10 protein-coding genes are annotated in these 12202 nt (G+C 68.8%); 6 read left to right on the top strand and 4 right to left on the bottom strand.

Going from position 1 to position 12202, the window contains the following annotated elements; all coding sequences use genetic code 11:
* Positions 1-63 precede the first annotated feature (63 nt).
* The 3 genes from ACHWVH_RS04180 (at position 64) to ACHWVH_RS04170 (ending at position 5197) form a co-directional block, all read left to right on the top strand.
* Entirely contained in the window at positions 64-1545 is a 1482-nt protein-coding gene (locus ACHWVH_RS04180) for a leucyl aminopeptidase (RefSeq protein WP_017916643.1), read from the top strand.
* Positions 1546-1656: 111 nt separating this feature from the next.
* Positions 1657-2082: a DNA polymerase III subunit chi gene (locus ACHWVH_RS04175; protein ID WP_026144777.1), complete on the top strand. Its 426-nt coding sequence runs from the start codon at positions 1657-1659 to the stop codon at positions 2080-2082.
* Positions 2083-2197: 115 nt separating this feature from the next.
* Complete coding sequence (locus ACHWVH_RS04170; protein WP_394686718.1) at positions 2198-5197, top strand: valine--tRNA ligase; 3000 nt, start codon at positions 2198-2200, stop codon at positions 5195-5197.
* Positions 5198-5644: 447 nt separating this feature from the next.
* Here the strand turns inward: ACHWVH_RS04170 and ACHWVH_RS04165 are convergent, their stop codons facing one another.
* From ACHWVH_RS04165 to pssA, 4 genes are all read right to left on the bottom strand, one after another.
* Positions 5645-6799: a pectate lyase gene (locus tag ACHWVH_RS04165; protein ID WP_320739644.1), complete on the bottom strand. Its 1155-nt coding sequence runs from the start codon at positions 6797-6799 to the stop codon at positions 5645-5647.
* Between the two features lie 623 nt (positions 6800-7422).
* Complete coding sequence (rimI, locus tag ACHWVH_RS04160) at positions 7423-7911, bottom strand: ribosomal protein S18-alanine N-acetyltransferase (RefSeq protein WP_017907927.1); 489 nt, start codon at positions 7909-7911, stop codon at positions 7423-7425.
* Complete coding sequence (locus tag ACHWVH_RS04155) at positions 7908-8384, bottom strand: hypothetical protein (protein ID WP_295909348.1); 477 nt, start codon at positions 8382-8384, stop codon at positions 7908-7910. The genes rimI and ACHWVH_RS04155 overlap by 4 nt, the downstream gene beginning before the upstream one ends.
* Before the next feature lie 14 nt (positions 8385-8398).
* Positions 8399-9175 (bottom strand): CDP-diacylglycerol--serine O-phosphatidyltransferase, encoded by a 777-nt coding sequence (gene pssA, locus ACHWVH_RS04150; protein ID WP_017913906.1) that lies wholly within the window; start codon positions 9173-9175, stop codon positions 8399-8401.
* Positions 9176-9252: 77 nt separating this feature from the next.
* Between pssA and ACHWVH_RS04145 the strand changes: the two genes are divergently transcribed.
* The 3 genes from ACHWVH_RS04145 (at position 9253) to ACHWVH_RS04135 (ending at position 12153) form a co-directional block, all read left to right on the top strand.
* On the top strand, positions 9253-9645 hold the full coding sequence (locus tag ACHWVH_RS04145) for a DUF4124 domain-containing protein (RefSeq protein ID WP_148828843.1): 393 nt from the start codon (positions 9253-9255) through the stop codon (positions 9643-9645).
* Between the two features lie 100 nt (positions 9646-9745).
* A complete protein-coding gene (locus ACHWVH_RS04140) occupies positions 9746-11440 on the top strand; it encodes a proline--tRNA ligase (RefSeq protein WP_043093279.1) in 1695 nt (564 codons plus the stop codon).
* Positions 11441-11691: 251 nt separating this feature from the next.
* Entirely contained in the window at positions 11692-12153 is a 462-nt protein-coding gene (locus tag ACHWVH_RS04135) for an H-NS family nucleoid-associated regulatory protein (protein ID WP_017907458.1), read from the top strand.
* Positions 12154-12202: the final 49 nt, after the last annotated feature.

Here is a 12202-nt window from a genome sequence, read left to right as displayed (position 1 = left end):
CAGCCTATCCGACTGGGGGTAAAGAGTCCGCGATTGTACGGATTTGCCAACGGAATCTGATCAATGGCCCTGGAATTCACCCTGAACCACGACGCCCCGGCCACCGCGGCGTTCGACTGCATCGTCGTCGGCGTGTTCGCCGACAAGCGCCTGTCCCCGGCCGCCCAGGCCCTGGACGCGGCCAGCGGCGGACGCCTGACCGCGCTGGCCGAGCGCGGCGACGTCAGCGGCAAGACCGGCGCCACCGCCCTGCTCCACGACCTGCCCGGCGTGCAGGCGCCGCGCGTGCTGACGGTGGGCCTGGGCGACGCCGCCAAGTTCGGCGTGCCGCAGTACCTGAAGGCGGTCGGCGACGCCGCGCGCGCCCTCAAGAGCGGGCCGGCGGCCAGCGCCCTGCTCACCCTGAGCGAGCTGGAGGTCAAGGGCCGCGACCAGGCCTGGGCGATCCGCCAGGCGGTGATCGCCAGCGACCACGCCTGCTACCGCTACACCGCCACCCTCGGCAAGAAGAAGCCCGACGACAGCGGCCTCGCCCGCCTGGCCGTGCACGGCGACGACACCGACGCGCTGGCCCAGGGCGAGGCGATCGCCGCCGGCGTGAAATTCGCCCGCGAACTGGGCAACCTGCCGCCGAACCTGTGCACCCCGGCCTACCTGGCCGAGACCGCCGCCGCCTTCGCCCGGGGCGTGGACGGCGCCGAGGCCGAGATCCTCGACGAGACGCAGATGCAGGAACTGGGCATGGGCTCGCTGCTGGCGGTGGCGCGCGGCTCGGCCAACCGCCCGCGGCTGCTGGTGCTGAAGTGGCATGGCGGCGGCGACGCCCAGCCCTACGTGCTGGTCGGCAAGGGCATCACCTTCGACACCGGCGGCGTCAACCTGAAGACCCAGGGCGGCATCGAGGAGATGAAGTACGACATGTGCGGCGGCGCCAACGTCATCGGCACCTTCGTCGCCGCCGCGACCGCGCGCCTGCCGCTGAACCTGGTGGTGGTGGTGCCGGCGGTGGAGAACGCGATCGACGGCAACGCCTATCGCCCGTCGGACGTGATCACCAGCATGTCCGGCAAGACCATCGAGGTCGGCAACACCGACGCCGAGGGCCGCCTGATCCTGTGCGATGCGCTGACCTACGCCGAACGCTTCAAACCGGCGGCGCTGATCGACGTGGCCACCCTCACCGGCGCCTGCATGGTCGCCCTCGGCCACCAGACCGCCGGCCTGATGAGCAAGCACGACGACCTGGCCGCCGAACTGCTGGCCGCTGGCGAGCACGTGTTCGACCGCGCCTGGCGCCTGCCGCTGTGGGACGAGTACCAGGGCCTGCTGGATTCCAGCTTCGCCGACGTCTACAACATCGGCGGCCGCTGGGCCGGCGCGATCACCGCCGGCTGCTTCCTGTCGCGCTTCACCGAAGGCCAGCGCTGGGCGCACCTGGACATCGCCGGCGTCGCCAGCGACGAAGGCAAGCGCGGCATGGCCACCGGCCGCCCGGTGGGGCTGCTGTCGCAGTGGTTGCTCGACCGCGTTGCGGCCGGGAATTGAGAACCGGGAATCGGGAATCGTGAAAAGCGCCCTGTCTGACCCAACCGGAGGCGGCGCACGCGCCGCCACCCGCTGTTCCCATTCCCTATTCCCCATTCCCCACTCCCAGTCCTGATGCGCGCCGACTTCTACCTGATCGCCAAGCCGCGGTTCCTCAACGAACCGCTGCGGCTGGTGTGCGAGCTGGCGCGCAAGGCCAACGACGCCAACCTGTGGACGCTGGTGCTGGCCCGCGACATGGCCCAGGCCGAGGAACTGGACGAGCTGTTGTGGGCGTTCGATGCCGACGCCTACATCCCGCACCAGATCGCCGACGCCGATGCCGACGAGGAAGAGGCGCAGGTGCTGATCGTCCCGCCCGGCGTCGACGCGCCGCAGCGGCCGCTGGTGATCAACCTGCGCGATGCGCCCTACCTGGGCGCCTGCGACCGCGTCCTCGAAGTGGTGCCGGCCGACCCATCCGCGCGCGACCCGCTGCGCGAGCGCTGGAAGCAGTACAAGGCCCAGGGCTACGCGGTCAGCAAGCACGATATGTGATGAAGCGGAGAATCGGGAATGGAGAATCGGGAATCGTTTCTCCAAGCGCCGCATTGAGGCGGCCCCTGCTCTGCGCTCCATCGATTCCCCATTCCCGATTCCCGATTCCCAGCCCATGACCACCCTCGCCTCCAGCTACGATCCCACCTCCTTCGAATCGCGCCTGTACGCGCAATGGGAAGCGTCCGGTTACTTCGCGCCGTCCGGGAAAGGCACGCCGTACACCGTGCTGCTGCCGCCGCCGAACGTGACCGGCACGCTGCACATGGGCCACGCCTTCCAGCAGACGCTGATGGATGCGCTGGTGCGCTACCACCGCATGCGCGGCTTCGACACGCTGTGGCAGGTCGGCAGCGACCACGCCGGCATCGCCACCGAGATGGTGGTGTCGCGCAACCTGACCCTGGAAGGCAAGGGCGAGACCCGCGATTCGCTGGGCCGCGACGGCTTCATCGCCAAGGTCTGGGAGTGGAAGCAGCATTCCGGCGACACCATCGAGCGGCAGATGCGCCGCCTCGGCACCTCGGCCGACTGGTCGCGCAGCACCTTCACCATGGATCCGCAGCCGTCGGCGGCGGTGATCGAGGCCTTCGTGCGCTGGCACGAACAGGGCCTGATCTACCGCGGCCAGCGTCTGGTCAACTGGGATCCGGTGCTGAAGACCGCGATCTCCGACCTGGAGGTGGAGAACGTCGAGGAAGACGGCTTCCTGTGGTCGATCGCCTACACGCTGGACGACGGCGCCAGCTACGAACACGTCGAGCACGATGCCGACGGCAACGAGACCCTGCGCGAGACCCGCGACTACCTGGTGGTCGCCACCACCCGCCCGGAAACCCTGCTCGGCGATACCGCGGTGATGGTGCACCCGGAGGATGCGCGCTATGCGCACCTGATCGGCAAGACGGTGACGCTGCCGCTGACCGGCCGCCGCGTGCCGGTGATCGGCGACGATTACGTCGACCGCGCGTTCGGCACCGGCGTGGTCAAGGTCACCCCGGCGCACGACTTCAACGACTACCAGGTCGGCGTGCGGCATGGGTTGCCGATGATCAACATCCTGACCAAGGACGCAAAGATCATCGGTGCACCAGAGAGCCATGCAGAAATCAGCGCCGAGCTGTCGAAAAACGATCCGTCCGGTAGCGGCGTGCTCATCCCCGATGACCTCTTCAGCCCCGAACGTATTCCAGCCAAGTACCGCGGTCTGGACCGCTTCGACGCACGCAAGGCCGTGCTGGCCGACCTCGAAGACCTCGGCATCCTGGTCGAGACCAAGCCGCACAAGCTGCAGGTGCCGCGCGGCGACCGCACCGGCCAGGTGATCGAGCCGTACCTCACCGACCAGTGGTTCGTGAAGATGGACGCGCTGGCCAAGCGTGGCCTGGAGCTGGTCGAGTCCGGGCAGATCCAGTTCGTGCCGCCGAACTGGATCAACACCTACCGCCACTGGATGGAGAACATCCAGGACTGGTGCATCAGCCGCCAGCTGTGGTGGGGCCATCGCATTCCGGCCTGGTTCGACGACACGGGCAAGTACTACGTCGGCCGCGACGAGGCCGACGCGCGTGCCAAGGCCGGCCTCGGCGCCGACGTCGCCCTGCACCAGGACAGCGACGTGCTGGAAACCTGGTTCTCCTCGCAGCTGTGGCCGTTCTCGACCATGGGCTGGCCGGATCCGCAGGCGATGGCCGAGCGCGGCTTCGACCGCTACCTGCCGTCGAGCGTGCTGGTCACCGGCTTCGACATCATCTTCTTCTGGGTGGCGCGCATGATCATGGCCACCGACAGCTTCACCGGCAAGGTGCCGTTCCGCCACGTCTACATCACCGGCCTGATCCGCGACGGGCAAGGCCAGAAGATGTCCAAGTCCAAGGGCAACGTGCTCGATCCGCTGGACATCATCGACGGCATCGACATCGAGGCCCTGGTCGCCAAGCGCACCACCGGACTGATGAAGCCGCAGGACGCCCCCAAGATCGAGAAGGCCACCCGCAAGGAATTCCCGAACGGCATCATCGCCCACGGCGCCGACGCGCTGCGCTTCACCATCGCCGCGCTGGCCGGCCACGGCCGCGAGATCAAGTTCGACCTGGGCCGCGCCGAGGGCTACAAGAACTTCTGCAACAAGCTGTGGAATGCCAGCCGGTTCGTGCTGATGAACACGCGCCAGGAAGATGTGGACGCAGCGACCATCACGAACGCGTCGCCACGCGCCCAGGTGGCGAACCACGCGGACACCGCTTCGAATGCCGGTTCAGCCTCGCTTGCACCGGCCACCGATGCCGAGAAGTGGATCCTGCTGCGGTTGCAGGCGGTCACGGCCGAGGCGCAGGCGCAGTTCGCCGCGTACCGTTTCGACCTGCTGGCGCAGTGCCTGTACGAATTCGCCTGGAACGAGTTCTGCGACTGGTTCCTGGAACTGGCCAAGCCGGCGCTGAGCGGCGACGATGCGGCCGCCGCCGACAGCACCCGCCACACCCTGCTGCACGTGCTGGAAACCCTGCTGCGCCTGCTGCACCCGCTGACCCCGTTCCTCACCGAGGAACTGTGGCAGCAGGTGGCGCCGCGCCTGGGCATCGCCGCGCCGACCATTTCGCTGCAGCCGTACCCGGAGGCGGCGGCGATGGACGTGGCCGCCTACGCCGGCGCCGCGGCCGACGTGGAATGGCTGAAGGCGATGGTGTCGGCGCTGCGCCGCGTGCGCAGCGAACTGCAGGTGGCGCCGTCGCGGCAGGTGCCGCTGCTGCTGCAGGGTGGCCAGGCAGAAGACCGCGCGCGAATCGAACGTTTCGCCGCGCAGCTGCGCTTCCTGCTCAAGCTGGAGTCCATCCAGTGGCTGGACGACGGCGCGCCGTCGCCGGCCGCGGCCACCGCGATCGTCGGCGAACTGACGCTGCTGGTGCCGCTGGAAGGCCTGGTCGACCTGGATGCCGAACGCCTGCGCCTGGACAAGGAAATCGCCCGCGTCGCCGCGGAGAAGGACAAGAGCGAGGCCAAGCTGGGCAAGTTCACCGACAAGGTGCCGGCCGCGGTGATCGAGCAGGAACGCCAGCGCCTGGCCGACTGGAGCGCACAGCTCGACGGCCTGCGCGCGCAGCGCGCCAAGCTGTAGCGCGAGCGATTGGGCCGCCTCCGCCCATCACGGCGGTGGCGGAGGCATCATCATGCAGTATCGCGCGTCTGACGAATGCGCGATGTGGGAGGGACTTCAGTCCCGACGCGCTGCACCATCAGACGGCAAGCAATGCTGTCTGTCGTGGCCGAAGCCGCTCCTGCAGCGGGTCTCCGTCGTTATTGGATCCGCTCTGGAGTCGTTCCCACAGAAATTCTCGGCGAGTTGTTTGGTGCACTGGTGGAAGGACTTAGCCCAGACCGCTATCGAAGCCGGTGGCGATCTGCACTTCGCTCGTCGCGACTGAAGTCGCTCCCTCAGGTGGCTCCCACAACGCACCTGCGACGAGCGCGGCCAACGTTAAAAGCGGCTCTTCGCCCGAGCACTGGCATTCCGCGCAACACGCACCCCGCCGCCCGGCCTTCCAGGCGGCGGCGTAGCGATCCCTCAGAGCTTCCCGGCGCCGGCCTTGGCCTTGACGTCTGCCGCCACCTTGTTCGCCGGCAACAGCGAATAGGTGTACGGCGGGGTCCAGCCGATGTTGTTGTTCCACGAGCAGGTCAGCGCCTGGCCGTTGAGCAGCGAGCCGAAATCGCGGTAGACGCTGCCGCCGTAGTCGGCCGCGATCTTGTCGCAGCTGCTCACGCCGCTGATGTCGAAGACGTTGTTCTCGGAGAAGATCTTCGATTCCTTGCCGACGCCGTGCGCATAGGAGAACGGATACACCGAATTGCTGGTGCTGCCCACGTGGTAGTTGTTGTACAGGTGCACCTGGCCGAAGCGCACCCGCGGCGCGCGCGCGGAGATGTTCTCGAACAGGGTGTTGTGGATGGTCACCTTGAGCTTGCCGCTGTCGGTGCTGGAGGCGCTGTCGCTGGAGCCGATCAGGTTGTTCTTCTCGTGCGACTTGAACACCGAGTACGACACGGTGACGTAGTTGGCGCCTTTCTTGATGTCCAGCGCGCCGTCGTGGTGCTGCTTGGGGCGGCCGTTGGCGGTGCCGTTCTGGTCGTCGGTGCGGCGGCCGTCGGTGAAGGTCACGTGGTCCACCCACACGTTGCTGGCGCCCTCGATGGTCATGCCGTCGTATTCGGAGTTCCAGTTGCCGGCGCTGCCGTCGTTCGGATCCCACACCGGTTGCGGATCCCATGGATTCTCGATGGTCAGGTTGCGCACGATCACGTCGTTGGCCTTGACGTAGAAGTAGCCCTCGCGGATCTCGGCGTTGCTGCCGACGCCGATCAGCGTGGTCTTGGTGGGCACATCCAGGCGCGCGCGGCTCTTCATGTCCGCGGTGGTGCTGTACGGCGTGCCTTCGCTGATGTCGATGATGCCGTTGACCTTGATGATGCGGCCGTTGCTGCCGGCACTGGCCTTCAGCGCGGCCTTCAGCTGTGCCGCGGTGCTGACGCTGTAGACGTCGGCCGCGGCGGCCTTGGAACCGCCCTTGGTGCCGCCGTTCTGCGTGGCCCAGCCGGTGCTGGCGACCTCCAGGCTGGCGTCGGCATGGGCGGCGCCGGCCAGGCCGGCCAGGCACAGGGCCAGGCCGAACGTGCGCAGCGACGAGCGTGGCGATGAAGCGATGAGGGACTGCGTGGTCATCCTGGAAACCTCGTGAGCGTGCGTGGTTTGGACGCAGGCGCGCGCGTTCCGCAGCAACGGAATGCACGGCGACGCCTGCGCGATCGCTGTCCCCTCGGACAACTGCGGGTCATGCCTTCGTGGGAGGCAGGCGCCGAAGAGGCGCGCACTGTAGGCAGCGCGTGGCACGTGTAAAGAGGCGTTGGAGAAACGCGCGATCCAACCGCACAATGTGTGAACCACGTCGCACGAATCGCCCGCGCGCGCCAGGGCGACGCGGCACCATCGCTGCGGGACAACAACGCTGTCCCGCCGACAGAAGGCGACATTGCGGAAGCCGCCTGCGACAGCGCAAAAACACCGAAAGCCGCAAACGGCAGGTGGCGGCCGCCGGGCCTCGCCCATCGACACGCAGCACGCAGCACGCAGCTGCGATTGCCACAACGAACACTGCCGGCACCACCGCCGACCGCCTGCAGCGGCATCGCCAGGATCAGGTTGGGGGACGCATGCGGCACAGCGCCGTCGCGCCGGCCGGGAGTAGGCCGGTATCACCTACACCGGCGCTTGCGCCACCGCCTTCCGCATCCAGGCGGCAGCACTCGAACGAAACCGCACGCCGCCCGCGGCGGACGCGCAGGAGCTCAGGACATGCCGTCGAAGAACAGCTCGATCGCCATCACCAGCGCGTCCTCGCGGCCGTTCGCGGCCGGGTAGTAGCGCGGGCGGCGGCCGATCTCGTTGAAGCCTTCGCTGTGGTACAGCGCGATCGCATTGGGATTGGACGGCCGTACTTCCAGGAACACCCGGCGCGCGCCGAGATCGACACCGTACTTGATCAGCGCGCGCAGCAGCAGCCGGCCGTAGCCGCGCGACTGCCGCTCGGGCGCCACGCAGACGTTGAGGATGTGCGCTTCGTCGGCGGCGACGCTGATCACGCCGTAGCCGACGATCGTGCCCTCCTCCACCAGCACCCAGCCCGGATAACCGGCCTGCAGGCAGTCGCGGAAGATGCCGCGGGTCCAGGGGAACGGATAGGCGCGGCGCTCGATCTCCATCACCGCGTCCAGATCGGCCTCGCGCAAGGCGCGCAGCGTGGCCGTGGGCGCCGATGCCGACCCCAGTGCGCTCATCGCGGCGCCCGCTTGCGCAGCGCGCGCAACTGCGGCCACAGCGCGCGCTTGGCCGCCGCATTGCCGCGCAGCTCGTCCAGCGGCCAGGTTGCCATCAGCGCCTGCGTGGCCGGATCGTTGGGATTGAGGCCGGAGGCGCGCAGCAGGGCGATCTGCAGGCGGTCGGGCAGGCGCAGCCCGACCCGGCGCGCACCTGCCGCGGGCGCCGCACGCGGCGCGTCCGGCTGCACCGCCGGTGCCGGGGGCGCAGGTGCGCGACGCCGCTCCGGTGCGTCGCCGGCCGGCATGTCGGCGGCATGGCCGCCACGCGGCGGCGCCGATGCCGATGGCGCGCGCTGCACCGGCGTCGCCGGCTCGGTCGCCGGCGACGGGACGGGCTCGGGCTCGACCACGGCCGCGGCATCCACATACACGGTGTAGCCCAACGCCTGCAGCCAGCCGACCTGTTCGGCCGACCACAACGGCACATGCATGGACGCGGGCTCGCTCATGCCGCGTCCGGCACCTTGCGCCAGCGCCGCCACAGCCACAGGCAAGGGCCGGACAGCGCGTACAGCACGCCGATCGCCAGCAGCGCCCGCGCCAGGTCGATGACCAGCACCGCCAGCACGATCGGCGCCAGCACCAGCATCAGGAACGGCACCCGGTCGGTCCGCGGCCCCTTCTCGCCACTGCCCTTGAAGCTCCAGAAGCGGATGCGGCTGACCATCAGCAGCGCCGCGGTCACGGTCAGACCCAGCGCCACGTAGCGCAGCTGTTCGCCGTCCCAGCCCAGCGAGCCGTCGGCGAAGGACCACACGAAGGCCATCATCAGCCCGGCCGCGGCCGGGCTGGCCAGGCCCACGAACCAGCGCTTGTCGACCGTGCCGACCTGGGTGTTGAAGCGGGCCAGGCGCAGCGCGGCGCAGGCCGCGTACAGGAACGCCGCCGACCAGCCGACCCGGCCCAGCATGCTGCCGTCGAACTTCAGCGCCGACAGCGACCAGTGGTACATCACCAGCGCCGGCGCCATGCCGAAGCTGACCAGGTCGGCCAGCGAGTCGTACTGCACGCCGAATTCGCTGCTGGTGCCGGTCAGCCGCGCCACGCGCCCGTCCAGCCCGTCCATCACCGCAGCCACGAACACCGCCACGCTGGCGTGCACGAACTGGCCGTTGGCGGCGGCGATGATGGCGTAGAAACCGGAGAACAGGCCGGCGGTGGTGAACAGGTTCGGCAGCAGGTAGATGGTGCGCGAACGGGGGGGCGGTCGGGATGGGTCCATCCCGCCAGTCTAATCGACTTGCCAGGCCCGTCGGCGGGTGCTGCAATCGGCGCTCCCGCCGCGCCCTGGAGACCGAGATGCGCGCCCTGCCCCGGTTTTGCTGCCTGCCCCTGCTCGCCGTCAGCGGCATGCTCGGCGCCACCACCCTGTACCAATGGAAGGACGCGCAGGGCGTCACCCACTATGCCGAGACCCCGCCCCCCGGCGGCAAGTACCAGGTGCGCAAGGTCGACACCCGTGGCGATGCCCCGACCGAGACGCCCGAGGCGGCCCCGGCCGAGAACGCCAAGTGCCTGACCGCGCGCAAGAACCTGGACATCCTCGACAAGCCCGGCAAGATCACCACCGACAGCGATGGCGACGGCAAGCCGGACGGAGAACTGGACGAATCCCAGCGCGGCGCGCAGAAGGCCCTGGCCGAGGCCGCGATCAAGGCCTACTGCACCCCGGCCGCCGCACCCGCCAAGTAAGCCGAACGCGCCCCGAACACGCGCGGCCGGCCGCGGGCGATGCCCGCAGCGCCGGCAATGACTGGCAAAATGGGCGACCCGCCGTCTGCGAAGCCCCTCGATGCGCCTTTCCCAGTTCCACCTGCACACCACCAAGGAAACCCCGGCCGACGCCGAACTGGTCAGCCACCAGCTGATGCTGCGCGCGGGCATGATCCGCAAGCTCGCCTCCGGCCTGTACACCTGGTCGCCGCTGGGCCTGCGCGTGCTGCGCAAGGTGGAAGCGGTGGTGCGCGAGGAAATGAACCGCGCCGGTGCGGTGGAAGTGCTGTTCCCGACCATCCAGCCGCGCGAGCTGTGGGACGCCACCGGGCGCTGGAGCAAGTTCGGCGGGCTGATGCTGCGCATGCAGGACCGCAAGGAACAGGACTACTGCTACAGCCCGACCGCCGAAGAGGCCGCCGCCGATTTCGCGCGGCAGGAGCTGAGCAGCTACAAGCAGTTGCCGGTCAACTTCTACCAGATCCAGACCAAGTTCCGCGACGAGATCCGCCCGCGCTTCGGGGTGATGCGCGCGCGCGAGTTCCTGATGAAGGACGCCTACTCGTTCCACATCAGCGACGAGGACCTGGCGCGCGAGTACGAGAACATGAAGGCGGCCTACACCCGCATCTTCACCCGCCTGGGGCTGCAGTTCCGCGCGGTGCAGGCCGATTCCGGCGACATCGGCGGCGACGCCTCGCAGGAATTCCACGTGCTGGCCGCCTCCGGCGAGGATTCGCTGGCGTTCTCCACCGGCTCGGACTACGCGGCCAACGTCGAAGCCGCCGTCGCCGCGGCACCGGCCCCGCGCCCGGCTGCCGGCGAGGAGCTGCGCAAGGTCGCCACGCCCACCCAGAAGACCTGCGAGGCGGTGGCCGAGCTGCTCGGCCTGCCGCTGCAGCGCACGGTCAAGTCGGTCGCCGTGATGGCCGGCGAGACCTTCGTGCTGGCGCTGGTGCGCGGCGATCACACGGTCAACGAGATCAAGCTGGGCAAGGTCGCCGGCCTGGCCGGCTACCGCATGGCCAGCGAGGCCGAGATCCTCGCGCATCTGGGCAGCGAGCCGGGCTTCCTCGGCCCGCTGGGCCCGCGCCAGCCGATCCGCGTGGTCGCCGATCGCGACGTGGCGGCGCTGGCCGACTTCGTCGTCGGCGCCAACGAACGCGGCTTCCACCTGGCAGGGGTCAACTGGGGCCGCGACCTGCCGGAACCGGACGCCGTCGCCGACCTGCGCAACGTGGTCGAGGGCGAGCGCGCCCACGACGGCGGCGAGATCCGCCTGGCCCGCGGTATCGAGGTCGGCCATGTGTTCCAGCTCGGCCGCCAGTACGCGCAGGCGCTGGACGCCACCGTGGTGGACGAGAACGGCAAGACCGTGACGCTGGCGATGGGCTGCTACGGCATCGGCATTTCCCGCATCGTCGCTGCGGCGATCGAGCAGAACCACGACGACGCCGGCATCCGCTGGCCGCAGCCGATGGCGCCGTGGACGGTGGCGGTGTGCGTGATCAATCCCAAGCGCGATCCGGCGGTCGACGCCGCCGGCGAGGCATTGCTGTCGGAGCTGCAGCAAACCGGGCTGGATGCCGTGCTGGACGACCGCGGCCTGCGCCCCGGCGCGATGTTCGCCGATATCGAATTGATCGGCGTTCCGCACCGGGTGGTGGTCTCGGAGCGGGGCCTGGCCGCCGGCACCTTCGAATATCGCGCGCGCAGCGGCGGCGATGCCGAACACCTGGATCGAACCGCCTTGCTGGCACGCCTGCAGGCGTGACGAAAGGGGCCGGGAGGATATCCCGGCCCTTTTTCTTTACGCGGCCGTCACGCCTTATGAGGGAAACCAGAGCGGTCTGTTTTCAATTGATTACGGCCGCCAGGGATCCATAAGGACATATTCCCACGGCATTGCGACCGAAAATACCCGCCGCGAATTAAGCAGGGTATTTGTCAATCCGATAAAGCATCATTATGATCCTGCGCTGGCCAGGGAATGGCGGAAGCCACCACCCATTTTCCGGAGTAAAGATGACCATCGATCTCAGTGGCCTGTCGGCCAAGCAGTTGGGCGCCCTCATCAAGACCGCCAAGAAGCAGCAGTCCATCGTCGCCAAGCGCACTCCCATCGCCAAGGTCCGCACCCAGCTGGCGCGCCTGGCCAAGAGCCACGGCTACAGCATCGAGGAAGTCTTCGGCGGCGCTCCCGCCGCGCGCGGCCGCAAGGCCGGCAAGCCGGGTCCGAAGCCGGGCCGCAAACTGGGCAAGGTTCCGCCGAAATACCGCAACCCCGCCAATGCCGCCGAAACCTGGACCGGCCGCGGCAAGCAGCCGCGCTGGCTGGCCGATCTGGTCGCCAAGGGCAAGAAGGTCGACGATTTCCTGATCGCCGGCGGCGCCGCCAAATCCGCCGCGCCGGCCAAGAAGACCGCCAAGAAGGCGGTCAAGCGCGTCGCCAAGAAGGCCAGCAAGAGCGCTGCGCCGAAGGCCTGATCCGCCACGGCAACCGCAGTCGAAACGCCGGCGCATGCCGGCGTTTTTT

It is taken from the genome of uncultured Xanthomonas sp. (assembly GCF_964278005.1).
Classification (GTDB): Bacteria; Pseudomonadota; Gammaproteobacteria; order Xanthomonadales; family Xanthomonadaceae; genus Xanthomonas_A; species Xanthomonas_A sontii.
This window is presented reverse-complemented; position numbering and strand designations above follow the sequence as displayed.

Coding starts and splice junctions, on each gene's coding strand:
- ACHWVH_RS04155 (WP_295909348.1), bottom strand. CDS start 8,384: ATGCATGTGCCGTTGTGGTCGGCCGAACAGGTCGGCTGGCTGCAGGCG.
- ACHWVH_RS04170 (WP_394686718.1), top strand. CDS start 2,198: ATGACCACCCTCGCCTCCAGCTACGATCCCACCTCCTTCGAATCGCGC.
- ACHWVH_RS04165 (WP_320739644.1), bottom strand. CDS start 6,799: ATGACCACGCAGTCCCTCATCGCTTCATCGCCACGCTCGTCGCTGCGC.
- rimI (WP_017907927.1), bottom strand. CDS start 7,911: ATGAGCGCACTGGGGTCGGCATCGGCGCCCACGGCCACGCTGCGCGCC.
- ACHWVH_RS04135 (WP_017907458.1), top strand. CDS start 11,692: ATGACCATCGATCTCAGTGGCCTGTCGGCCAAGCAGTTGGGCGCCCTC.
- ACHWVH_RS04140 (WP_043093279.1), top strand. CDS start 9,746: ATGCGCCTTTCCCAGTTCCACCTGCACACCACCAAGGAAACCCCGGCC.
- ACHWVH_RS04180 (WP_017916643.1), top strand. CDS start 64: ATGGCCCTGGAATTCACCCTGAACCACGACGCCCCGGCCACCGCGGCG.
- ACHWVH_RS04145 (WP_148828843.1), top strand. CDS start 9,253: ATGCGCGCCCTGCCCCGGTTTTGCTGCCTGCCCCTGCTCGCCGTCAGC.
- pssA (WP_017913906.1), bottom strand. CDS start 9,175: ATGGACCCATCCCGACCGCCCCCCCGTTCGCGCACCATCTACCTGCTG.